The sequence below is a fragment of the Streptomyces sp. NPDC087440 genome (assembly GCF_044744005.1).
In the GTDB taxonomy this organism is placed as follows: Bacteria; Actinomycetota; Actinomycetes; order Streptomycetales; family Streptomycetaceae; genus Streptomyces.
The window spans coordinates 266,725-289,484 of record NZ_JBIUXN010000012.1 but is presented as its reverse complement, the minus strand read 5'-3'; the positions used below and the strand labels follow the sequence as shown (position 1 = coordinate 289,484).

The 22,760-nt window shown below is 72.3% G+C and carries 15 protein-coding genes, 1 tRNA gene and 1 pseudogene; 6 read left to right on the top strand and 11 right to left on the bottom strand.

Features of this window, described 5'->3' with window-relative positions; genetic code table 11:
• Nucleotides 1-512 precede the first annotated feature (512 nt).
• The 7 genes from ACIO3O_RS24245 to ACIO3O_RS24215 form a co-directional block, all read right to left on the bottom strand.
• Nucleotides 513-2,423, bottom strand: a complete 1,911-nt coding sequence (locus tag ACIO3O_RS24245) for a BTAD domain-containing putative transcriptional regulator (protein ID WP_401749110.1) — start codon at nt 2,421-2,423, stop codon at nt 513-515.
• Nucleotides 2,424-2,572: 149 nt separating this feature from the next.
• Nucleotides 2,573-3,379 carry a guanitoxin biosynthesis heme-dependent pre-guanitoxin N-hydroxylase GntA gene (gene gntA / locus ACIO3O_RS24240; protein WP_401749108.1) on the bottom strand — a complete coding sequence of 269 codons (807 nt, stop codon included), beginning with the start codon at nt 3,377-3,379 and terminating at the stop codon, nt 2,573-2,575.
• Between the two features lie 3 nt (nt 3,380-3,382).
• A complete protein-coding gene (locus tag ACIO3O_RS24235; protein ID WP_401749106.1) occupies nt 3,383-4,198 on the bottom strand; it encodes an ABC transporter permease in 816 nt (271 codons plus the stop codon).
• The gene (locus tag ACIO3O_RS24230) at nt 4,195-5,232 is read right to left on the bottom strand and encodes an ATP-binding cassette domain-containing protein (RefSeq protein WP_401749104.1); all 1,038 of its coding nucleotides are present in this window, start codon (nt 5,230-5,232) and stop codon (nt 4,195-4,197) included. Before ACIO3O_RS24230 ends, ACIO3O_RS24235 begins: the two co-directional genes overlap by 4 nt.
• A gap of 174 nt (nt 5,233-5,406) precedes the next feature.
• A tRNA-Arg gene (locus ACIO3O_RS24225) sits at nt 5,407-5,482 on the bottom strand.
• Between the two features lie 31 nt (nt 5,483-5,513).
• Complete coding sequence (locus tag ACIO3O_RS24220; protein ID WP_401749102.1) at nt 5,514-8,417, bottom strand: stealth conserved region 3 domain-containing protein; 2,904 nt, start codon at nt 8,415-8,417, stop codon at nt 5,514-5,516.
• Nucleotides 8,414-9,514 carry a hypothetical protein gene (locus tag ACIO3O_RS24215; RefSeq protein WP_401749100.1) on the bottom strand — a complete coding sequence of 367 codons (1,101 nt, stop codon included), beginning with the start codon at nt 9,512-9,514 and terminating at the stop codon, nt 8,414-8,416. Before ACIO3O_RS24215 ends, ACIO3O_RS24220 begins: the two co-directional genes overlap by 4 nt.
• Nucleotides 9,515-10,104: 590 nt before the next feature.
• On the opposite strand from ACIO3O_RS24215, the gene ACIO3O_RS24210 reads away from it, so the two are divergent.
• Both ACIO3O_RS24210 and ACIO3O_RS24205 read left to right on the top strand, forming a co-directional pair.
• On the top strand, nt 10,105-11,799 hold the full coding sequence (locus ACIO3O_RS24210) for a stealth family protein (protein ID WP_401749136.1): 1,695 nt from the start codon (nt 10,105-10,107) through the stop codon (nt 11,797-11,799).
• A gap of 87 nt (nt 11,800-11,886) precedes the next feature.
• Nucleotides 11,887-13,989: a hypothetical protein gene (locus ACIO3O_RS24205; protein WP_401749099.1), complete on the top strand. Its 2,103-nt coding sequence runs from the start codon at nt 11,887-11,889 to the stop codon at nt 13,987-13,989.
• A gap of 57 nt (nt 13,990-14,046) precedes the next feature.
• Here ACIO3O_RS24205 and ACIO3O_RS24200 read toward each other — a convergent pair whose 3' ends face one another.
• A complete protein-coding gene (locus ACIO3O_RS24200; protein ID WP_401749097.1) occupies nt 14,047-15,462 on the bottom strand; it encodes a M6 family metalloprotease domain-containing protein in 1,416 nt (471 codons plus the stop codon).
• 272 nt (nt 15,463-15,734) lie between these two features.
• Here ACIO3O_RS24200 and ACIO3O_RS24195 point away from each other — a divergent pair, with 272 nt between their 5' ends.
• Both ACIO3O_RS24195 and ACIO3O_RS24190 read left to right on the top strand, forming a co-directional pair.
• Nucleotides 15,735-16,403: a TetR/AcrR family transcriptional regulator gene (locus tag ACIO3O_RS24195; protein WP_401749095.1), complete on the top strand. Its 669-nt coding sequence runs from the start codon at nt 15,735-15,737 to the stop codon at nt 16,401-16,403.
• A 68-nt stretch (nt 16,404-16,471) separates the two neighbouring features.
• Nucleotides 16,472-18,007, top strand: coding sequence for an MFS transporter (locus tag ACIO3O_RS24190; protein WP_401749093.1), 1,536 nt, complete (start codon nt 16,472-16,474; stop codon nt 18,005-18,007).
• A 102-nt stretch (nt 18,008-18,109) separates the two neighbouring features.
• Here the strand turns inward: ACIO3O_RS24190 and ACIO3O_RS24185 are convergent, their stop codons facing one another.
• Complete coding sequence (locus ACIO3O_RS24185; protein ID WP_401749091.1) at nt 18,110-18,637, bottom strand: MarR family winged helix-turn-helix transcriptional regulator; 528 nt, start codon at nt 18,635-18,637, stop codon at nt 18,110-18,112.
• Between the two features lie 114 nt (nt 18,638-18,751).
• On the opposite strand from ACIO3O_RS24185, the gene ACIO3O_RS24180 reads away from it, so the two are divergent.
• Entirely contained in the window at nt 18,752-19,534 is a 783-nt protein-coding gene (locus ACIO3O_RS24180) for a dioxygenase (protein WP_401749089.1), read from the top strand.
• A gap of 60 nt (nt 19,535-19,594) precedes the next feature.
• Here the strand turns inward: ACIO3O_RS24180 and ACIO3O_RS24175 are convergent, their stop codons facing one another.
• Together ACIO3O_RS24175 and ACIO3O_RS24170 are read right to left on the bottom strand one after the other, a co-directional pair.
• A complete protein-coding gene (locus ACIO3O_RS24175; protein WP_401749087.1) occupies nt 19,595-20,608 on the bottom strand; it encodes a questin oxidase family protein in 1,014 nt (337 codons plus the stop codon).
• 135 nt (nt 20,609-20,743) lie between these two features.
• Nucleotides 20,744-21,250: pseudogene (locus ACIO3O_RS24170) on the bottom strand (GNAT family N-acetyltransferase); the annotation flags it as partial.
• A gap of 179 nt (nt 21,251-21,429) precedes the next feature.
• Between ACIO3O_RS24170 and ACIO3O_RS24165 the strand changes: the two are divergent.
• Nucleotides 21,430-22,428 (top strand): RNA polymerase sigma factor RpoD/SigA, encoded by a 999-nt coding sequence (locus tag ACIO3O_RS24165; protein ID WP_401749085.1) that lies wholly within the window; start codon nt 21,430-21,432, stop codon nt 22,426-22,428.
• Nucleotides 22,429-22,760 lie beyond the last annotated feature (332 nt).

The following is a 22,760-nucleotide window of genomic DNA, read 5'->3' as shown; positions in this document are numbered from 1 at the left end:
GCCACCCGCTACGACAAGACCGCCGAGTCCTACCAAGCCGCCGTCACCCTGGCATCCCTACTGATGTGGGCCTGACATTTGACGACAACTCCTAGCCCCCTTGGGCGGCGGGGCCGCCCTTCCCCCTAGCCGCCTTGGGCTCCGCCCCCCCCGCTTCCCTCTAGCCGCCTTGGGCGGCGGGGCCGCCCCCCGGGGGCGGAACGGGCGGGCAAGGGGGCGGCCCCTCCCGCTCCCGGCCCACCCGGGCGCCGCCCCTGGCTCCGCCCCGCCACCGGGTGCGCGTCCGAAGGGGCCCCGGCCCGCCCCCGGCACCGGACACGCGCAGCCCCCGCCCCGCCCGGGCAAGGGGTCCCCAGCCCCGCCCCTTCACCTAAACCCGCGGGGGCATGCACGGTCCCCGTGCAGGGGGTGGTCGGTCTCCGGCCCGTGCAGATCAGTCGTGGCTGAGCGCGCAGTTCCCCGCGCCCCTGAAGGGGCGCCCAGCGCGGCCGAGCCGCACAGTGAGCGCACCCCTACCCCCGCCGCACCCCCGCCCCCACCCCCACCCGCTCCCCCCGCTCCTGCGTGAACAACCGCACCAGCGACGGCAACCGGTACACCAACCTCTGATCCCCCCCGATCCCCGTCACCTCCACCAACCTCGCATCGGCCAGCGCCCCCAACGCCCCCTCCGCCTCCCGCTCCCCGCACCGCAGCACCCTCGCCGCCCCCTCCGCCGAGAACTCGCTCTCCGGAATCAGCGCCAGCCTCCGCAGCGCCCTCCGCGACTCCACCGGCAGCGGTGCGTAGCAGGCCCGCAGGCTGGCCCGTACATCAAGAGCCCCGAACCGCAGCTCGTTCAGCCGGCGTTCGGCAGGCAGCAGCCGGGACAGCAGCCCCGACACCCGCCCCCTCGGCTCCTCCGCCAGCCGCAGGCCACAGATCCGCAGCGCCAGCGGCGACCGGTCGCACAGCTCGACCAGCGACGCCGCCGCCGCGGGCTCCGCCGCGATCCGGTCGGCCCCCGTCGGCCCCGCCACCGCCGCCAGCAGCGCCAACGCCTCGTCCGCGCCCAGCGGATGGAGCCGGATCAGCCGGGAAGCACCGTCGGCGACCGCGGGCGAGCGACTGGTGAGGATGGCCCGCGAACGGGTCCCGACCGGCAGCAGCGGGGCCGCCTGGTCGGCGTCCACCACGTCGTCCAGTACGACCAGGACCCGCCGGTCGGTGAGCAGCCCCCGGTAGAGCTGCACCCGCTCCGCCAGCGAACCCGGCATCGCGTGCGCGGGCACACCGAGCGCGTGCAGGAACTCCCGCAGCACCTCGTGCGGATCACGCCGAGCCGCACCCCCGCCCGGCTGATCCCCGTCCGCCCGGTCCAGGTCCGCGTACAACTGCCCGTCCGAGAACTGCTCGCGCAGCAGGTGCGCGGCCCGTACCGCGAGCGCGGACTTGCCCGCCCCCGGCATCCCCGTGACGGCCACCCGGTGCTGCTGCCCCGCGTGCCGGGTCTGCCCCGTCCCGCGCAGCTCGTAGACCACCTCGGCCAGCGGCAGCGCACGCCCGGTGAAGCAGGTGACGTCGGGCGGCAGCATGGCGGGCACGGCCGCACCGACCGGCACGCCCTGCGCCCGGACGGCGGGCCCGCCCGCACCCCGCACCGGGGACGCAGGCCGCGCCCCACCCCGTATCGGAGCCCCCGCACCCTCCTCGAACCCGCCGCCGTCCAGCACCTGCCGGTGCACCTCCCGCAGTGCGGGGCCGGGGTCGATGCCGAGTTCCTCGCGCAGTACGGTCCGCCCCTGCCGGTACACGGACAGCGCGTCGCCCTGCCGGGAGGACCGGTACAGGGCGGTCATCAACTGGGCCCGCAGCCGCTCGTTCAGGGGGTGTTCGGCGACCAGCCGGGTCAGCTCGGGGACCAGTTCGCCGTGCCGGCCGAGCGCCAGGTCGGCCTCGATGCGGCAGACCAGCGTCGTCGCCCAGGTCTCCTCCCACTGCGGGGCCTCCGCCTCGCACAGGAACTCGGTCGTGCTGGCGAACGGAAGCCCGCGCCACAGGTCCAGCGCCCCCGTCAGCAGCGCGCTCGCCTTGTCGAAGTGCCGGGCCTCCAGGGCGTCGCGGCCCAGCCGGTCCAGCCGGTCGTACTCCACGCTGTCGATCCACGAGGCGCCCGGGTCCAGGGCGTACCCCGGCTGGCAGCGCGCGATGTCGACGCCGTCGCCGAGCTGCTTGCGCAGCCGCGAGATGTACGTGTAGATCTGCGCGTTCATCGTCGTCGGCGGAGACCACCCCCACAGGAGCTCACTGAGCCTGCCGTCCGAGACCACCCGCCCCTTGGCGAGCAGCAGAGCGGCCAGCACGGTGTGGATCTTGGCTCCGGCGAGCGGCAGAACCACGCCGTCGCGGCGCGCCTCGACCGGTCCGAGGATGCGGAACTCCATGGCGTACCCCGTTAACGTCTAGCAGCGATTTCAAGCCGTGAGCGGAAGCTAGCGAGGGGTCGTGTCAAACGACTGTCGCCGCGATTTTGCCGCCGGGGACCCGGCGAAATCGCGGCGACAACGTGCTGGTCGGACGGGAACTGAATCGGTCATTCCGCGGGGGAGGGCGGCTCCGAGGCAACCGATGACCCCGCTGACCCGTCCACCGACCCCGACGGACCGGCCACCGACCCCGCTGACCCGTCCACCGACCCCGAAGGACCGGCCTGCGGCCGGAACGGGCACTGCCAGTCCGCCTCCGTCATCCGCCCCCCGTAGTGGCGCGCCTCCTGCTTGTACGTCAGGAAACTGGGGTTGGGCGAGCCGTGGAACGCCCGCTCCCGCTTGCGGATCTTCATCCGCAGCTTGAAGAAGTTGACGCCCAGCGCGTTGAACTGTTCGTGCGAGTTGAAGACCAGGGCGGGCCGGGAGAACCGGCGGCTCGGCCGGGACGCCCCCGGGTGCAGCCCCACCACGAAGAAGGGATGGCCGCCCACCGAGTACGCGAAGTCGCGCGAGGCGGGATCGCTGTCGTACGTCTCGTTCCAGTCGTACAGCTGACGGTCACGCTCGTGCATGGCCTGGAGGTGCCGCCACAGGGCGTCCTCGTACTCCTGCTCGTCGAGCGCCGCAGGGGGCCCGTCGAAGGTGGCGACGAAGGAGGTGAAGCTGCGGGCGCTGGGCTCGAAGGAGGCCAGGAAGGCGTACAGGTCCTCCAGTTGGGCGCCCGCCGCCTGCGCCGAACCGAGTTCGCCGTACGACCCGTAGTGCCGGTGGACGACGGCCCCGCGCCGCAGGGCCGCGCGCGCCCCGAGACAGACGAAGTCCTCCTCGCTGATGAAGGCGGCCAGCGCGGCGTACACCTCGTCCGCGACGGACGCGTCACCGACGGCGGTCTCGACCTGTGCGGTACTCATCCCTCACCGCCCGGCACGGCCGAAGAGGGTGACCGCCGTCGGCACGGTCACCAGCATGATGCCCAGCGACCAGCCGACGGTGGTGAGCACCGTACCGGTGGAGGCGGAACCGGTGCTGATCAGCAGCCGGCACCCGTCCGCGAGGCTGGACAGCGGATTGACGTCGGTGAAGGCCTGGAGCCAGCCCGGCATGGTGGACGTCGGCGCGAAGATGGAACTGCCGAACTGAAGCGGAAGCACTGCGACCATTCCCAATCCCTGCACGGCCTGCGGGCTCTTCAGCGCCAGCCCGAGCAGTACCGAAACCCACAACAACGCCGTCCCGAAGAGCCCCGTGAGCCCCACGGCCCCCAGCAGCCCCAGCACACCGCCCCGTACTTCCATGCCGAGCAGGAACGCCATCACCAGCAGCACCGCCGTGGCGGCGGCCATCCGCCCGCCCTCGACGATCACCTTGGCGGTCAGCACGGCCGCCCGGTGGATCGGCAGCGTACGGAAGCGGTCCATCACCCCTTCCTGGAAGTCGGAGTTGATGCCGACGCCCGCGGTCATCGCGATGTTGACCGCCATCATCGACATGAGCCCCGGCATCACGTACTGGACGTAGTCCTCCTGGCTGCCGGAAACCGCCCCGCCGAAGACGTACACGAACAGCACCGTGTAGATCACCGGCATCAGCAGGATGTCGAACAGGGAATTCGGGTCGGCCTTGATCTGCAGCAGATTGCGCCGCGTCAACGCACTCACGTGCCCGACCGCACTCCATCTGCCCTGCCCCAGCGGCCCGTTCACCACTCCCACCGCACTCGCCGCACTCATACGAGAGCCACCTCCTCCTCGACCACGTCGGTGGAGGCGGCCGCGTCGACGTGGTCGGCCCCCGCGTCCTTCCCCGTCAACGTCAGGAACACCTCGTCCAGGTTGGGCAGATGCGTGTCGACCCCCGCCAGCGCGAACCCCCGCACGCCCAACACCCCCACCACAGCGGTCAGATGCTCCCCGCCCCGCAACGGCACCCGGAGCACGCCTTCCTCCTCGCCCCCCGCCAGCAACCCGTTCTCCAGCAGCCCGGCCTCCGTCAACGCCGCCTCCATCGCGGTCAGTTCACCCACCCGCTCCGGCCTGATGCGCAGCTCCCGCACCCCGACCTGGGCCTTGAGGTCCTCCACGGGCCCGCCCGCGATGACCCGCCCCCGGTCGATGACGGTGAGCTCGTCGGCGAGCTGCTCCGCCTCCTCCATGTACTGGGTGGTCAGCAGCACCGTCGTGCCCGCCTCGGTGAGTCCCTTCACCTCCTCCCAGACCTCGTTGCGCGTCCGGGGGTCGAGCCCCGTCGTCGGCTCGTCGAGGAACAGCACGCTGGGCCGCCCGATGATGCTCGCGGCCAGGTCGAGCCGTCGCCGCATGCCTCCGGAGTACGTCCCGGCAGGCCGTCCGGCGGCCCCGGTCAGCGAGAACCGCTCCAGCAGTTCGTCGGCCCGCGCCCGCGCCTGCTTGCGGGGCAGGCCCAGCAGCCGCCCGATGAGATACAGGTTCTCCCGCCCGGACAGCTTCCCGTCCACGGCCGCGTACTGCCCGGTGAGCCCGATGCTGCGCCGCACGTCCTGGGCGCTGCGCGCCACGTCGAACCCGTCCACCGACGCGCTGCCCGCGTCGGCCCGTACGAGCGTCGAAAGAATCCTTACCAGTGTCGTCTTCCCGGCCCCGTTGGGCCCGAGCACCCCGAGGACGGTCCCGCGCCGCACAGTCAGGTCCACTCCGTCGAGAGCGGTCACTTCCGACTGCCTGCCATAGCGCTTGACCAGCCCTCGAACGACGACCGCAGGGGTGTCCGTCCATGCCAGTGGTGTCATACCGTCAGTGCACCCGCACCCCCTACACAATCCCCATACTGGCCCCGCCGCCGCCTTCGACACCGGCCCCGCCGCCTTCGACGCCGAGCACCGCCACGCCGAAGCGCCCCCCCGCACGCCGAAGGCCCCGGCCGCACCATTCCTGGCACGGCCGGGGCCTTCGAGGGTTTCCCCTGGTGCCCCCGGCAGGATTCGAACCTGCGACACCAGCTTTAGGAGAGCTGTGCTCTATCCCCTGAGCTACGGAGGCGACACCGCCCCGCAGGGCGGCTCTGGACAGGTTAGCGGATGGAGGGGGCGGGGCGCTCGAAGGGGGAGGGGACGGGGAAGTAGGCGCCGAGGAAGGCGCGCACCACCCGGTCCTGCTCCTCGGGCGGGACCTCGGCCGTCGGGGATTCGCCGATGCAGAAGATGGTGTGGCTGCGGGCGGACAGCAGGCGGCTGAGGCGGGTGTGGTGGGCGTAGGAGCCCGCGTTGACCATGGTGCAGGAGATGGTCGCGGGGGCGGAGGTGCCCGTGAGGTAGCCGTAGTGGTGGTGCAGGGAGGCCGCCACGGACAGGTCCGTGGGGGCGCGGAAACGGCTGCGGGCGGTGGCGGTGGTCTCCGCCGGGAAGCGCTCGGCCAGCTCCGCCAGGACACTGCGCCGCAACGGGTGCGGGGTGTGCAGGAAGCCGTGGGTGGCGGTGCGGCCGAAGGCGTCCTTGAGGAGGGCGCGGTTGTTCTTCGCCGCGCCGAAGTAGCCCTCGTCGGTCGGGGCGAAGGGCGTCGGCGGGATGGCCGTGGGGGAGCGGAAGAAGAGCGCCTGGCCGTTGCTGGAGAAGAAGTCGCGCGGGTTGACCGGGCGGCCCAGGAAGACGTCGTCGTTGAAGTAGAGGAAGTGCTCCGAGAGGCCCTCGATGCGGTGCAGCTGGCTCTCGATGGCGTGGGAGTTGAAGGTGGGCAGGGCCTCGGGGTCGGCGAAGATCTCCCGGTGCGGGACCACCTTGACGCCCGGGTGCTCGGTGTTCAGCCACTCGGGGGTCTGGTCGTCGGTGACCAGGTAGATCGTCCGTACCCAGGGGGCGTACATCGCCAGCGAGCGCAGGGAGTAGCGGAGTTCGTCGCGGTTGCGGAAGCGGACGTCGCCCGAGTCGGCGTCGACGTCGGCGTCACCGTCGTCGCCGTCCGGGGCGTCGGAGTTCGCGGCCGCCGCCTCCGGCGCCAGCAGGCCCGCCGCGCGCTTCGCGGCGTCGCGGCGCTCGCGCCACTTCGGGTCGGAGTCGTCCACCCACGTGTAGACGACGTCGACGGGGAAGTCGACCTCCCACATCAGCTTCTCGGTGAAGGCTGCGAGCGTGGGGTGGTCGCGCTCGCCCACCCGCAGGGTCGCGTCCGCGTCCAGGTGCGGCAGGCGGGGGCCGAGCAGGGTGGTGCCCCGGGGGGCCTCGCGCCAGCCGGGCAGTTCGTCGTCCTCGCCGGTCAGCGCCCAGAACTCCACGGTGCAGCCGTAGGCCGGGCCGTACCGCAGCGAACGGCTCTCGGTGGCGACCGGCTTGAAGACGCGTACGCCCGCCACCCCGCCGACGTCACGCAGCCGCTCGGCGAGCACCGCGCCGGGCGCGGGGCCGTCCGGGCCGACCAGTTCGGCGTACACCGGCTTGCCGTGCAGGGCGGTGGCGAGGGCGGTCAGCGCCTCCTCGCGGCGCTCCAGCTCGACGGCGACGCGGTGCGAGAAGGAGTCGTCGCGCAGGATGACGTACGGAACGCCGTGCGCGGTGAGCGCGTCGGCGGCCAGCTCCAGGTTCCAGTCGGCCATGCGCGGGGCCAGGATGTCGTCGCGGACCTCGGCGAGGCGGCCCGCCGACCGCACCAGCCTGCCGCTGCGGTCCTGCGCCTGGAGCAGCACCTCGCGGGCCTTCTGCTCGTCGGCGGAACCCGCGAGCATGGACACCGGCGCGGCCGGGGTGAAGCTGCGGCTGCCGCCCGCGGCGATCCGGTGCGCGGTGCGGTCGGCGCGCTCGGCGAGCCGCAGCGGGTCGTCGCGGCGCGCCACGAGCCGGGTGAAGAGGTCCTCCCAGAGGGCGGTGATCCGCTCGGAGTTGAACCGCTCGTAGACGCCCTCGCGGGCCGCCTGCCCGTACGCGCGGCGCATCTCGTCGTCCGCCATCAGCTTCGACATCGCGACGGCGAGCGCGTCCTTGTCGCCCGAGGGCACGAGCAGCCCGTCGACGCCGTGCCGGATGATCTCGGCGGGGCCGGTCACCACGTCGTACGAGACGACGGGCACACCCGCGGCGAACATCTCCAGCAGCACCAGCGGGAACGCCTCGCTGCGGGAGGACTGGACGGCGAGTCCGGCGGCCGCCCACTCCTGCTCCATGTTGGCGCTGCGGCCCAGGAGTTCGACCCGGTCGTGCAGGGCGAGGCCCTCGATCAGGCGGCGCAGGCGCACCTCGTGCGGGCCGTCGCCGAGGATGCGCAGCTTCCACTCGGGGTGCTCGTCGGCGATCTGCGCGAACGCCTCGATGGCGTGGTCGACCTGCTTGCCTGCCATCAGGCGCGCGGCCATGACGACGGTCTTGTTGCCGAGGTCGGAGCGCGGCCGGAAACCGTCCGGCACGGCGTTGGGGATGGCGTGCAGCTCGGGGGCGCTGCGGCCGAGGGAGTCGGCGAACCAGTCCTTGGTGCGGTCGGTGAGCGCGACCAGGGCGTCGATCCGGCAGGCCTGTGCGAGCAGCGGCTCGACGTCGGCGCCGCGCTGCTGGGAGGCGCGGTGCTCCTGGTTGACGGTGATCACGCGTGACGGCACCAGCTCGGCGACGGCGGCCATCAGCGCGGGCGACGTGCTGATCACGACGTCGCTGTCGAGGGAGCTGAGGGCGCGGGCCATCTCGATGTCGGTGAGCCGGTCGAAGGTCGGCTCCCACGCGGGGTCGATGATCTCGCTGGGCAGGGAGGCCAGGGTGCGGCAGGTCTTCGCGTCCAGGTCGTGCTCGCGCACCGGGCGGGGGTGCGGGCCCGTGCGGTCGACCAGGTAGCGGCGCGGTATCGCCCGACCGGCCGGGAAGAAAGGTTCCTCCCGGGTCTTCACCACGCTGAGCACCTCGACCTCGTGGCGGTGGGCGAGGTGGGCGGCCTGGGTGTAGACGGCCAGCTCGGTGCCGCCCATCTCGTCGCCCCAGGTGAGCAGGAACGTGATCTTCATCGGGCGGAGTCCTCGGGCGTGGGGGTGGTGGGCGTCTTCGTCGTCGGTGTCGGCAGTGGTGCTGCGGGGCTCGCGGCGACCGGTGTCGGCAGTGGTGCTGCGGGGCTCGCGGCGACCGGATTCGGCAGCGGCGCGCAGTTCACCGCGAAGGTGCCCGCCGGGGAGAGGTGCGCGTGGACGCGCAGCAGGGCGCCCGCCGGGGTGGCGATCGTCCTGAACGGCGTACGGAGCACCTTCTTGGGATGCCGTACGTCGGTGAGCCTGCGCCCCAGCCTGGCCTTGCTGCGGCCGCGCTGCAGCTGGAAGTCCCAGACGCGGGCGCCCTTGGCGTCGCGGGCCATGGCGTCCAGCGGGACGTCGAAGGTGAAGCGGTCACCGTCCCAGACGGGCCGCACGCGCACCGTGCGGGACGCGCTTCCGCGCCGTACCGCCTCGACGGTCCAGGCGGCGTGCGGGGTGGCGGTGGTCAGCAGCCGCCCCTGCACGGTGACCCGGTCCCAGTACAGGTCGAAGCCGAGCAGCTCGGCCTGCTCGCGGGGGCCCGACACCTTGATCATCGCGTGTCCGTCGACCGAGCGCACCGGGCGGAACGAGGCACCGCTCGTGGTGCTGGGGGAGTGCGGCAGGGTGGGGCCTTCCGGCGCCACGGCGGTGGGGTCCGCTATGCCGTAGCGGCTCTCGTTGCCGGTGCGGTCGGTGGTGACGACAGTGAGTCTCCACACACCGTCCGACAGGTGCGGCCCGGAGGCCTCCGGTGCGTCGTGTTCCGCGTGCCGCAGCGACACCGTGGCGGTCAGGAGCAGTCCCTCGGGGTGCGTCTCCTGTGCGAGCGTCACGCTCTGTCGCCGGCCCCGGTGCTCGAATACGAGCCGGGCCTGCTCCGGCGGAGTGCCGGGGGAGGGGCAGCGGACGGCCAGGTTGAGGGTGCGTCCGGAGAGCAGCGAGAGATGCACGGGAGACAGCGTCGGTCGGGCGCCGACCCGGGCTCCCAGCGCCGGAACCGTGTTGATGCGCTCCACACGGCGGCGGACGCGGCCCGCGGTGCGCCGGGCGCGGGAGACCGCCTTGACGGCCTGCGAGAGCAGTGCGTCGTTCATGAGCCGCTCACGAAATCGTCACTCACGGTGATGTCCATCTCTCTGTTGGCCGCTGGGCGGTCCGGGGCCCCGGCATCCTGCCAACTGCTTGCGCGATGCGGCAAATCCCGGGAAGTGGCCCAACTCCCGGAAACGGGAGTGTGATCGACGCCACTCTGTGGCCGGGGAGCGAACTTCCTCTGAATTCCCTCTGTCCTCATTGATGAGAGGGGTCCGGCGGGAGTGTGTTGGCTGTTGCGTTTGTAAAGTTTAGGTGAATGGGGCGGGTACCGGTCCCGGATCATCAAGGGCGGGCGAGGGAAATGAAGCAGATCGAGGACGCGAAGGCGACCGTGCGGCAGGGCGTGGGCCCCTCCGTACCGACAGCCGCGACCGATGACGCCGACGCGCCCCGGGCCGCGTCCGGCGGCACCGACAGCGGCGCGGGCACGGGCACCGGCACCGGTGCGTCCGCCACCACCGGCACCGGTGCGTCCACCGTCACCATCACCGGCGCCGGTGTCTCCGGCGGCAGGCCCGCCGCGCGCGCGTCCGGCGCCGTGAACACCGAGGCGTCCCCGCTGATCGCCGCGTACCGCAAGGTCACCCCCATGCGGCTGCGGCGTGCGATAGCCGGCCGGTACTCGCCCGAGATGCGCCGCGGCATCAAGAAGGCCGTCAGCGCCGCCACCGTCGTGCAGAGCGTCCGCCAGGCCCGCAACGCCCGCCTCGGTGTCCAGCACCGGCCCCTGATCGCCTCCTCCGGCGGCGCCGTCGTCACCGTGGACGGCCGCCCGCGCATCGCCTTCACCGAGGAGCGGCTCTCCCCCCAGACGGCCCGCAGAGCCAACCTCACGGCCGTCACCGCCGCCCTGGAGGGCGCGGACATCGACTACTTCTGCGTCCGGGGCAGCCAGAGCGCCACCACCACCGTCGCCGTCTCCGCCGTGGACCGGGGCCGCACCCTGGAAGTCCTCCAGGAGCTGTGCCACACCCGCCCCGGCTACTTCGGCGCCCACGGCGACGACAAGCCGCGCGTCGCCCCCGCCTACCGGGGCGCGGGCTGGCGCCGCTACGAGAGTGCCGCCTCGGTGCACCTGTTCTGGTACCGCACCGACGCCACCCGCCGCCTGGTCCTGGGCCCCGAGAGCGGCTGCGAGATCGAGTTCTGGACGCGGGAGACCGACGACCGGCTGACCGCCCCCGTGCAGCGCCGCAACGCCGTCACCGAGTCGGTGCCCGTCGTGGCCGAGCCGGTCCGGGTGCCCGTCGCGACCTTCACCGCGCCGCACGGCACGCGGGACGCGTCGCCCCTGACGGTGCGCACCCGCGAGGAGTTCGTCACCGTCCTGCCCGACGACATCCCCTTCCCCGTCGACGTCGTCTACACCTGGGTGGACGGCTCCGACCCCGCCTGGCTGGAGCGCCGCGCCTCCGTCTCGGGCGCCTCGTACCACGAGGAGGCCGCCAACGCCGCCCGGTACGCCGACCACGAGGAACTGCGCTACTCCCTGCGCTCCCTGGAGATGTACGCCCCCTGGGTGCGCACCATCCACCTCGTCACCGACGACCAGACCCCCGCGTGGCTGGACACCTCGCAGCCGGGCCTCAAGGTGGTCAGCCACCGCGAGATCTTCCGCGACCCCTCGGTGCTGCCCACGTTCAACTCGCACGCCATCGAGAGCCAGCTGCACCGCATCGAGGGGCTCGCCGAGCACTTCCTCTACTTCAACGACGACGTCTTCCTCGGCGAGGAGGCGTCCCCCCAGGACTTCTTCCTCTCCAACGGGCTCACCAAGTTCTTCCCGTCACCGGCACTGGTGCCCCTGGGCCCGCCCGGCCCGGACGACGTCCCCGTCTCCATCGCCGGGAAGAACAACCGCGCCCTCATAGAGGAGCGCTTCGGCACCACCCCCGTCGGCAAGATGCGGCACGTCCCGCACGCGCTGTCGCGCACCGTCCTCGCGGAGATCGAGACGGAGTTCGCCGAGCAGCACCGGCAGACCGCCGCCCAGCGCTTCCGCAGCAGCAGCGACATCGCCATCCCGTCGTCGCTGTACCACTACTACGCCTTCCACACCCGGCGCGCGCTGCCCAGCGACATCGAGTACTCCTACATCGACGTCTCCAAGCCCAACGCCGCCAACCGCCTCGACCGGCTGCTCCTCGACCGGGACAAGGCCGCGTTCTGCCTCAACGACACCCTCTCCACGGAAGCGGACCTGGCACGCAGCAACGCCCTGCTGCGCCCGTTCCTGGAGACGTACTTCCCGGTTGCCAGCCGGTACGAGCTGCCATCCGGCTGAATCGTTCCTTCACCCGGAGGCCGGTCGAGCGGAGCCCTGAGGGGCCCGCCCGGCCGCCCCCTCCGGCCCGTCCGCTAGAGAGACACCGTGCGCCCTCTGCCCTCCCGTCGTGCCGTCGTGGCCGGCCTCGCCGTCGCGGCCACCGCGGTCGGCTGCACCTCCCGTACGTCCGTCGGGCCCCCGCCCTCCGACGTGCCGGGCGCACACCTCGCCGACAAGCAGCCCGTACCGCGCTCTGCCGTGCAGCCCACCGAGGACGGCAAGAGCGGCACCCGGGTGCTCCAGGTGCTCGCCCACCCGGACGACGACCTGTACTTCATGAACCCGGAGACCCAGCAGTCCCTGAACGACAACGACACCGTCGTCAGCGTCTACCTCAACTGCGGCGAGAGCGTCGGCCGCAACCGGGTCCCCGGCACCCCCAAGTCCCAGGCCAAGGTCGACGTCCCCGGCTACGCGGGCTCCCGCCGCCAGGGACTGCGCCAGGCGTACGCGTACATGGCGACCGGCGACCCCCAGGCCCCGTGGACCTCCCGCGCCGAGGAACTGCCCGGCGGGATGCGCGTGGAGACCAACACCCTCGACCACCACGACGGTGTCCAGCTGGTCTTCCTGGGCGTGCGCCAGCACGGGCCCGGCGGCCCCCGCCCCGGCAACCAGACCCTGCCGAAGATGTGGCTCGACCCGGACCTGGTCAGCAGCACCCTGGTGAGCACCGGCTCCCCGGTGACCGACCCCTCCCGCGTCACCCGTGCCTCGCTGATCGACGCGCTCGCGCACCTCATGGACCGTCACGAACCCACGCTCGTACGGATGCTGGACGCCGACCCCGACCGGCAGGTCCACGACGCCCTGCACCGGCTCCACCACGACCAGCCCGGCTACTCCGACCACCCCGACCACACCGTCGCCGCCCTCTTCACCCAGGCTGCCCTCACCCGGCACCTCAAGAAGCGCAAGGGAACACCCTGCGCGGTCGTCTCCTACCGCGGCTACTACAACGAGCGCTGGCCGCACAACCTGCCGCGCCGCGTCATCGGCGGCAAGGTGAACGCCCTGAACGCCTACGGCGGCACCCCCGAGGGCTGCGACTTCGTCGCCGGATGCGGCGACTACGACGTCGGCCGGGGCCGCTCCCGGGGCACCGGCTGGGTGCAGCGCACCTCCCACCGGCACCCCACCGCCGCACCCCGGCTGCTCCAGGACGCGGACGGCGCCCTGAGCGCCTTCGCGGTCCTGTCCGGGCAGGCCGCCGTGTGGCAGCAGGAGGATGCCGTCGAGGGCACCTGGTCCGCGCCGCGCCTGCTCGGCGGCGACGGCCTGCAGCCGGGGCTGACGGTCTCCCAGGACAAGGACGGCCGCAGGCAGCTCTACGGGACGCGCATCGCCGAGCTGGGCGCCAAGGCCAAGGACAACCGCCGGGAGATCGTCACGGCGGCGCAGAAGCGCAAGGGCGGCCCGTTCGGCGCCTGGGTGTCCCTCGGCAACCCGGAGAGGGACCCGGGGCGCGGCCGCCGCGTCGGCACACCCGTGGTGGCCACCGCGGGCGACGGCACGGTCTGGCTGTTCGTACGGAACTGGGCCAAGGGCGTGTCCTGCCGCACGCGCGGCGCCGACGGCACCTGGAGCCCCTGGAAGGACCTCGGCGGCGCCGATGTGCAGGAGGGGCTGTGCGCCGTCACCGACAAGGCGGGGCGCGTGCACGTCTTCGGCAGCTCCCACGGCACGGTGCACCACTGGCGGCAGGAGCGCGCCAAGGGGCCCGTGACGTTCGTGGCGACCGGGCTTCCGGTGCCGGCCGACCCGCCGACCGCCCTGGCGCGCCCGGACGGCACCGTGCTGCTGGCGTACCGCGCGGGCGGCACGGCCGAGCCGCTGACGTACCGGCTGTCCGCCGACGGGAAGACGTGGACCCCGCTGCGCACCGGACTGCTGGCCCGCGGCTACGGGGTGCTCGCCCTGCACGAGGAGCCGGACGGCAGTGTGCTGCTCGCCGCCCGCAACAACGACGGCGCCACCAGCCTGGCCACCCTGGGCGGCACCGAGGCACCGCGCTGGTCCACGGTCACCGGCACGGTGGTGGGGGCGGCGACCCTCGCGACGGACTCCTCGGGAGGCACCCTGCTGGCCCGCCTGGCACCGGACGCGACGCTGCAGACGGTCCCGGTGCCGGGGATCACCTCCGCGTGACACGGCGGGGCGTGCCGGGAGCCCTGCGGGTGGGACTGCGGGGCGTACCGGGAGGGCTCACCTCCGCGTGATACGCACCCGGTGGTTGCCCGACTCGTCGCTGTCCAGGACGTCGACGCGCACCCGCCTCTCCCGGTCGGTGAAGGACGTACCGGGCTCGTAGGGGGCGTCCGAGAGCTCCAGGTGGACGTTGGGGCGGCGGGTGCAGCCACCGCTGTCGCGCTCGCTGTCGGCGACGGTGATGGGCCCGTTGCCGGTGTCCACGTCGGCGTCCACCCGGTAGATCAGCACGCCGGGCTTGCACACCGCGTCGTCGTTCCCGGCCCGGGTGCGCACCTCGATCGCGTACCCGGAGGTGTCGTCGAGGGGCACGAACGCCAGCTTGCGGTCGCCGGTGGGGGAGGCCAGCGGGGCCAGGGTGAACTCGGTGCGGCCGGGGCGGGACGCACAGCCGACCTGCCGGGCGTCCAGCCAGCCCAGCTTCCACTTGTGCCAGCCCAGCAGGTCGTTGTTGGCCCCCCAGTCCTCGGACATGATGTCCCAGTGCCCGACGGAGGCGCCGCCGTCGGTGGTGTACAGGTCCGGCAGCCCGAAGACGTGGCCGTTCTCGTGCGGCAGCACCCGGAAGCCGGTCTCCGCGTACGAACCGGAGCCGTCGTCCTGACGGCTGTAGACGAACGAGGTGTTGGCCAGCGGCACGCCGTCCGCGACCGGTGCCTCGTGGTTGCCGGAGAAGGTCACCGACAGGACGGTCTCCAGGGCGGAGGGGCCCGCGTTCGGGGTGACCAGGATGTTCACCAGGTCGTAGGCGGAGAAGTCCACCTGGGGGTCCGCCGTGGTGACGATGTCCTGCACCAGCTGCTGGTAGCCGGGCTCGAAGGGCGCGCCGCGCTCTATCCCGTACTCGGCGAACGGCAGCGGCATCCGCAGCCAGTCGGCGACCGGCGCCTCGGGGGTGTACCGCAGCCGCCCGTAGCTGCTGGTCTCGAACCAGGCGGCGGTCTGCGGCGCGAACTCCTGGAAGCGGTCCAGGGCCCGGCCCCGACCGGGCGCGTCCGAGAAGTCGATCATCAGGTTGAGGGCGCGGACCTCGCCGGTGGAGCGGGTGTAACCGGTCGGGGTGGGCATGCCCTCCGACATCTGCACGCCCCGGGTGCCCGCGATGCGGCACGGCTGCACGGCCGCCTCCACGGCCTCCGGCGACCCCGGCGGGCCCTCGGGCTGCGTCTGTGCCCGTACGGTCCTCCCCTCGCCCGCGCGGAGCGTTCCGGCCGGTCCCGCCGAGGCCCGGCCGGTGTCGCCGAGGGGGGTGCTCGCCGAGGTCACGGCAGCGAGGCTGAGGGCCGCCAGGGCGGCGAGGGTGAGCGCGCGGCGCGGGCCCCTGCGAACCCTGCCGGGGCGGCCCGGCGGGCGGTGGCCCTCGCTGGGGAGGGGGCCGCCGGATATGCCGGGGCGGGGGCGCGGCTGCTGCATGGGAATCGCCTTCCGCTCCACGCAGCCCTGTCCGTTCCGTCCGGACAGTCCCGACTGCTCCTGTTTGCCCACCCTCCGGCGGGGGGTGCGGGGGCGCGCGTCGGGTGGGCCGAAGGTGGGGCAGCTTGTGACTCAGGTCACATGCGCAGGTGGAAATAACCGGGGACCGAATCCCCGTTTGGAACTGTGTCCGCAGGAAGTGGGGAACTGTCCCCCGTTTCGCAAACAGTGCGGACCTGAACCCCGTCCTGGAAGCAGTGAGGAGAGCCGCAGTGTCGAGCCGAACCACAGCACCCGCAGGGCGCAGCGCCACGCGTCCGCGCGCCGACGCCCTGCGCAACAGGGAGCGGATCGTCGCGGCGGCCCGCGAGATGTTCGTCGAGCACGGGCCGGACGTCCCGTTCGACGAGATCGCCCGCCGCGCGGTGATCGGCAACGCCACGCTCTACCGGCACTTCCCGGAGCGCGCCGACCTCGTCCACGAGGTCGTGCTGTCCGTGCTGTCCCGGGTCGCCGAACGCGCCGAAACCGCGGCGCACGCGGCCTCCGAAGACGGCGGCGATCCCTTCGCCGCCCTGCGGCGCTTCGTCCACGAGGCCGCCGACGAGCGGATCGGGGCTTTGTGCCCCATGCTGTCTGAGGGCTTCGACAAGAACCACGCGGACCTGCTCGCCGGGCGCGAGCGCCTCGAAGCGGCGGTCGAAGACCTCATGGGCCGGGCCAGGAAGGCCGGCCGTCTCCGCGCCGACGTCGCCGTCGGAGACCTCATGGTGGCGCTGTCCCAGCTCACCCGCCCGCTGCCCGGAAGCGGCGGCTGCGTGAACTTCGACCAGTTCGTCCACCGCCATCTGCAGCTGTTCCTCGACGGCCTCGAAGCGCCCGCACGCTCCGAACTGCCGGGCAGCGCGGCAACCCTGGAAGACCTCCGCCGACCCCAGTAGCTGACTGCGCGCACCAGCGCGGCTTACGCCCGTTTTCTTGCCTTTCGCATCCCTAGGTGGCTCCTCCCATGCCGAAAACAGACCTCAACCCGTCCCTCAAGGCTGAGTCCATACCCGATCCCAACCGCTGGAAGGCGCTCGTCTTCATCGCGCTCGCCCAGCTGATGGTGGTCCTGGACGCGACGATCGTGAACATCGCGCTGCCGTCCGCCCAGCAGGACCTCGGCATCTCCGACGCCAACCGGCAATGGGTCATCACCGCCTACGCCCTCGCCTTCGGCGGCCTGCTGCTCTTCGGCGGACGCATCGCCGACCTGTGGGGCCGCAAGCGCACCTTCCTGGTGGGCCTGATCGGCTTCGCGGCCGCCTCCGCCCTCGGCGGCGCCGCGACCGGCGAGGCCATGATGCTCGGCTCCCGCGCCCTCCAGGGCGTCTTCGGCGCCCTCCTGGCGCCCGCCGCGCTCTCCCTCCTCGCGGTGACCTTCACCGACATGAAGGAGCGCGCCAAGGCGTTCGGCATCTTCGGTGCCATCGCCGGCGGTGGCGGCGCGGTCGGCCTGATCCTGGGCGGCTTCCTCACCGAGTACCTGAACTGGCGCTGGACCTTCTTCGTCAACATCCCCTTCGCGGTGGTCGCCGCCGCAGGCGCGTACCTCTTCATCCGTGAGCCCGCGGGCGGCCGCAACCGCGCCCCGCTCGACATCCCGGGCGTGCTGCTCTCCACCCTCGGTCTGGTCTCCCTCGTGTACGGCTTCACGCGCGCCGAGGGCGACGGCTGGCTGGCCGGCTCCACGCTCGGCCTGTTCGCCGCCGCGATCGTCCTGCTGGCCGCCTTCGTGGCCGTCGAGGCACGGGTGAAGCACCCGCTGCTGCCGCTGCGCGTCCTGCTGGAGCGCAACCGCGGCGGCGTCTACGCCTCGCTGGGGCTCGCCGTCATCTCCATGTTCGGCCTGTTCCTGTTCCTCACGTACTACCTGCAGATCGTGAAGGGCTACTCGCCCGTCATGACCGGCTTCGCCTTCCTGCCGATGATCGCGGGCATGATCACGGGCTCCACCCAGATCGGCGCCCGCCTGATGACCCGGGTGCCGCCGCGCCTGCTGATGGGCCCCGGCTTCCTGCTCGCCGCGCTCGGCATGCTGCTGCTCACCCAGCTGGAGATCGGTTCCTCGTACGCCGGTCTGATCCTGCCCGCGCAGCTGCTGCTCGGTCTCGGCATGGGTACGGCGTTCATGCCGGCCATGTCGCTCGCCACGCACGGCGTCGAGGCCCGCGACGCGGGTGTCGCCTCCGCCATGGTGAACACCTCGCAGCAGGTGGGCGGCGCGATCGGCACCGCCCTGCTGAACACCATCGCGGCGAGCGCCACCACGGCGTACATCGCGGCCAACAAGGCCGGTGCCACCAACGAGCAGCTGCTCCAGGCGCAGGCCATGGTGCACGGTTACGCCAGCGCCATCTGGTGGGCGGTCGGCATCCTGGTGATCTCCGCGGGCATCGCGTTCACCCTCATCACCACCGGGCGCCCGGGCACCACGTCGGTGTCCTCCGGCGACGGTGCGGGCGCGGAGGACGAGGTGCGCATCCCGGTCGTCGCGCACTGACCCGACGGCCCCCGCCGACCCTGCCCCGGTTCCGCTGCTGTGACGGTCAGTGGGACCGGGGCAGACCTGTGCCCCGGCTCAGCGGCAGACCCGTGCCCCGGCTCAGCGCAGCCAGGGCAGGTCCGCGCCCGTGCCCGTCGGCTCCAGCCCGTCGGCGATCACGCACATGATCTCGCCGAGCTGCTGCACCTGTTCCTCGCTGAGGCGGTCGAACATGGCTTTTCGTACGAGTGACACGTGTCCCGGCGCGGCCTCCTTGAGGACCTCGAACCCCTCGTCCGTGAGGAAGGCGTTCTGCCCGCGCTTGTCGGAGGGGCAGTCCTGGCGGCGCACCCAGCCGTTCTTCTCCAGCCGGGCCACCGCGTGCGAGAGCCGGGAGCGGGTGATCTTCGCGTTCTTCGCCAGCTCCGTCATCCGCAGCTTGCGGCCGGGCGCCTGGGCGAGCTGCACCAGCAGCCCGTAGTACATGTGCGGCATGCCCGCGTCGCGCTGGAGCTGGCGGTCGAGCGTGTCGTCGAGGAGCGTGGTGGCATGGATGTACGCGCGCCAGACGCGCTGCTCCTCCTCGGTGAGCCAGCGCGGCTCGGCGGAGGGCGCCTCGGTGCGGGCCGCGTTCTTCTTGGTGCTCATGCGCTCCACTGTAAAGCCTCTCATTGAAACTTAAACTAGCTCGCGTTAGGCTCGTGCAGTAACGCTTGAAAGTTCAAGCGTGATGACGTTGGCCCGACAGACCGGAGATCAGCCATGGTGGCCACATCGGAGCGCATGCCCGCCCTCTATCTCAGCCATGGAGCGCCGCCGCTCGCAGATGATCCCCTCTGGCCGGCCGAACTGGCCGCCTGGTCCGCCGACCTGCCCCGGCCCACGGCCATTCTGGTCGTCTCCGCCCACTGGGAGGAGGCACCGCTGGCGCTGGGGGCCACCGAGACGGTGCCGCTCGTGTACGACTTCTGGGGCTTCCCCGAGCACTACTACGCGGTCCAGTACGCGGCCCCGGGCGCACCGGCACTGGCGCGAGCGGTGCGCGGGCTGCTGCGCGGTGCGGGGACGCCGGTCCAGGACGTACCCGATCGGGGGTTGGACCACGGTGCGTACGTCCCCCTCGTGGAGATGTTTCCCGGCGCGGACATCCCCGTGCTCCAGGTGTCGATGCCCACGCTGGACCCGCAGAAGCTCATGGACATCGGGCGCAAGCTGGCACCCCTGCGGGACGAGGGCGTACTGATCGTCGGCAGCGGCTTCTTCACCCACAACCTGGCGGCACTTCGGCACACCGGCCCCGGTGTGCCGAACTGGTCGGCGGAGTTCGACGACTGGGGACGGCGGGCGCTGGCCGCGGGCGACGTGGACGGCCTGCTCGACTTCGAGCACAAGGCCCCGGCGGGCCGTCTCGCGCACCCTCGCACCGAGCACTTCGCCCCCCTGTTCGTGACGCTGGGCGCCGCCGAGGGGGAGCTCGGCAGCGGGCGCAGCGTCATCGACGGCTTCTGGATGGGGCTGGCGAAGCGCTCCTTCCAGTTCGGGTGACGGTGACGGTGATCGTGACTGTCACCGGCACCGGCACCGGCACCGGCACTGGCACTGGCGTCAGGCGACCAGAGGCGCGCTGATCTCCACGGCGTACAGGGCGGACGACAGGGCGTGCTCGTCACCGACGTCCAGCGCGGTGTCGGCGAACTTCACCACGTGCTCGTCACCGTGCGCTGCGGCCCGCTCGAACACCTCCTCCGGTGCCAGCCCCCGCGCCCGGGCCCGGTACGCGACCGCCTCGTGGGGCGCGTACATCGCGGTGACCGCCGCGGACGCCGTCCAGGCCGCGTGCAGGCTCGGCGTCCACAGCGCCTGCGGCAGCGCGGGCAGGACGCGCAGCACCGCGTTGGGGGCGGTCGAGGCGTGCACCAGCATGGTCTCCTCGCCGTGCCCGTGCGTGGCGTACCGGTGCACGGCCGCGCGCACCAGCTCCGTCAGCTTTTCGCGCGCCTCTTGAGGTGTCCCGGGAGCGGCCGCCCACACCGGCAGCCGCGACACCCGCGCCAGCCGCTGCGGGAAGCCCCCGTCCCGTACCTCTATCGCCGGTACGGCGTCCAGCGCCCCGGCGGCGCTCACCGCGCCCGGCACCGGCTCGACCTCGGGGGCCCTGTGGTGGCGGGCGGCCCAGTAGCCGAGCCCGTGCGCCAGCTCGGCCAGCCGGGGCGACCCCTCCTGCGCCAGCAGCCCGCGCACCGCGTGCCCGACCCGGATCACCGGATGCGTGGAGCCGCCGTACATCCCCGGCAGCAGCCGCGGCCACCACTGGGCGAGCACGTCGCGCCAGGGGCGCTCGGCGAGCAGCCGCTCGAAGTACGCGATCCAGTCCGCCGCCCGGCGCGGGTCGCCCAGTGCCTCGGCCCAGTTCTCGTCCGTCACCCGCGCGTGGGCGGAGGGAAACTCCTCCAGCTTGGCCGCGTACACGTCGAGCCAGCGGTGCACGTCCGCCGCCCGCCCGTGCGCGGCGAGCGCCTCGACGGCCATCGGCGCGTGATTGGTGAGCCGCCCCAGCCGCTCCGGCCCGCAGGAGTGCAGCCGCGTCAGTGCTTCGTCGTAGATCCCCGTGGTGTCCATGCGCCGGACAGTAGGCCCACCACCGGAACTCCGTAACGGGCGGGGGCCCTAGTCCGCAGGACCGACGAGGCCTGCGACCGGGGGCGTGTCCGCGCCCGGGTCCTCGGACGGGTCCTTGAGTGCGTCCGCGCCGGTCAGGTCCTTCTCGTACCAGGCGACGTCCCAGTACCGGTCGAACTTGCGGCCCACTTCGCGAAACAGTCCCACCTGTGTGAAGCCGAAGCGCGCGTGCAGCCGGGCGGAGGCCTCGTTGGGCCGGGTGATGCCCGCGTACGCGCGGTGCACGTCCTCCTTGGCGAGCGCGGCGAACAGCGCGTCGTACAGGAGCGTGCCGATGCCTCGGCCGCCGGCGTCGGGTGCGCAGTAGACCGTCGTCTCGACGGAGGTGCCGTAGGCGGCCTTCGGGCGGAACGGGCTGCTGGTCGCGTAACCCAGAATTCGGGCACTCCGGACATCGCGAGCAACCATCAGACGGTGGGGGCCGTCTTCAGGGTGGGAGAGCAGCCACGGGCGGCGCCCCTCGGGCGTGAAAGGGGCCGTGTCGAAGGTGATCGACGTCTCACTGATGAAGTGGTTGTAAAGGTCGGTGAGACCCTCCAGATCAGCCTCCACACCCGCTCTGACCTGCACTTCTGTGGTGATTTGAGCCAAGATTCCTCCTTAATGGGGCGACAGGGTACTGCAAGATCACGAAATTGAGTGCCGGTGAGGGGAATTCTGTCCGGATTCCAGCCGTTGGATCGGGTGGAAGCAGGGAACCCGGAAAGAGTCCCGGCAGCCACAGCCACACCAGCGACCTACACACGCAAGGGAGCACCCGCATGGCAACCCGTGCCGTCGCCCGTCGGTCCTCGACCGGATCGACCAGGGCCAGCAGTGTTCGCGCCGTAGGCGGGGAGATCGCCGACCGCGACCTGGTCGGCATGTACCTCGACGAGATAGCACGGACGCCCCTGCTCGACGCCGCCAAGGAAGTCGAGCTGTCCCAGACCATCGAGGCCGGTGTGTACGCACGCCAGATACTCGACGGCGAGGTGGAGGACTCCAAGGAGGCGGGTGTCGCTTCCCGCGAAGAGCTGGAAGCGCTCTACGAGGCGGGGGAGCGGGCCAAGGACCTGTTCATCCGGTCCAACCTGCGCCTGGTCGTGGCCGTCGCCCGCCGCTACCCGCGCAGCGGCCTCCCCCTGCTCGACCTCATCCAGGAGGGCAACGCGGGCCTGGTGCGCGCCGTCGAGAAGTTCGACTACGCCAAGGGCTTCAAGTTCTCCACGTACGCGACCTGGTGGATCCGCCAGGCCATCACCCGCTCGATCGCCGACCAGTCGCGCACCATCCGCCTGCCCGTGCACCTGGTCGAGGAGCTCGGCCGTATCCGCCGCGTCCAGCGCGAGTTCAACCGGGAGAACGGCCGCGATCCCGAGCACGAGGAGATCGCCAAGGAGCTCGACGCCAAGACGCAGCGCATCAGCGACGTGCTCGACTGGGCCCGCGACCCGGTCTCGCTGAACATGCCGGTCGACGACGGTGGCGAGACCCAGTTCGGCGACCTCCTGGAGGACACCTCCGCGGTCTCGCCCGAGCAGTCGGTGCTCTCCATGCTGCGCAGCGAGGAGCTGGAAGACCTCATAGGCAAGCTCGACCAGCGCACGGCCTCGATCATCCGCATGCGGTACGGCATCGAGGACGGCCGGGAGCGCACGCTCACCGAGGTCGGCAAGGAGCACGGCCTCACCCGCGAGCGTATCCGCCAGATCGAGAAGCACGCGCTGCTGGAGCTGAAGAAGATGGCCCACGACACGGGCTTCGACGCGGCGGCGTAAGCCCCGTCCGCAGGCCCTGTCCGCAGGCCCCGTCCGCAAGCCCCTCCGTACGCCGCACGCCGTCTTCGGGACGGCGGTGCGGGCGTACGGCACAGACCACGACGCGGCGGCCACCACCCACCCCGGCCGCCGGGTCCTTCCCGGGACGAAGCCCCGGCGCATCTCCCCCCGAGCGCCGGGGCTCCCCATCAAGCCGAGTCCGCGGCTCACCACGCCGAGTCCGCGGTTCACCACGCCGAGTCCGCGGTTCACCACGTCGAGTCCGCGGTTCACCACGTCGAGTCCGCGGTTCACCACGTCGAGTCCGCGGTTCACCACGTCGAGTCCGCGGT

Coding starts and splice junctions, on each gene's coding strand:
- ACIO3O_RS24235 (WP_401749106.1), bottom strand. CDS start 4,198: ATGAGTGCGGCGAGTGCGGTGGGAGTGGTGAACGGGCCGCTGGGGCAG.
- ACIO3O_RS24210 (WP_401749136.1), top strand. CDS start 10,105: ATGCGGCTGCGGCGTGCGATAGCCGGCCGGTACTCGCCCGAGATGCGC.
- ACIO3O_RS24165 (WP_401749085.1), top strand. CDS start 21,430: ATGGCAACCCGTGCCGTCGCCCGTCGGTCCTCGACCGGATCGACCAGG.
- ACIO3O_RS24175 (WP_401749087.1), bottom strand. CDS start 20,608: ATGGACACCACGGGGATCTACGACGAAGCACTGACGCGGCTGCACTCC.
- ACIO3O_RS24215 (WP_401749100.1), bottom strand. CDS start 9,514: ATGAACGACGCACTGCTCTCGCAGGCCGTCAAGGCGGTCTCCCGCGCC.
- gntA (WP_401749108.1), bottom strand. CDS start 3,379: ATGAGTACCGCACAGGTCGAGACCGCCGTCGGTGACGCGTCCGTCGCG.
- ACIO3O_RS24180 (WP_401749089.1), top strand. CDS start 18,752: ATGGTGGCCACATCGGAGCGCATGCCCGCCCTCTATCTCAGCCATGGA.
- ACIO3O_RS24200 (WP_401749097.1), bottom strand. CDS start 15,462: ATGCAGCAGCCGCGCCCCCGCCCCGGCATATCCGGCGGCCCCCTCCCC.
- ACIO3O_RS24245 (WP_401749110.1), bottom strand. CDS start 2,423: ATGGAGTTCCGCATCCTCGGACCGGTCGAGGCGCGCCGCGACGGCGTG.
- ACIO3O_RS24220 (WP_401749102.1), bottom strand. CDS start 8,417: ATGAAGATCACGTTCCTGCTCACCTGGGGCGACGAGATGGGCGGCACC.
- ACIO3O_RS24185 (WP_401749091.1), bottom strand. CDS start 18,637: ATGAGCACCAAGAAGAACGCGGCCCGCACCGAGGCGCCCTCCGCCGAG.
- ACIO3O_RS24230 (WP_401749104.1), bottom strand. CDS start 5,232: ATGACACCACTGGCATGGACGGACACCCCTGCGGTCGTCGTTCGAGGG.
- ACIO3O_RS24190 (WP_401749093.1), top strand. CDS start 16,472: ATGCCGAAAACAGACCTCAACCCGTCCCTCAAGGCTGAGTCCATACCC.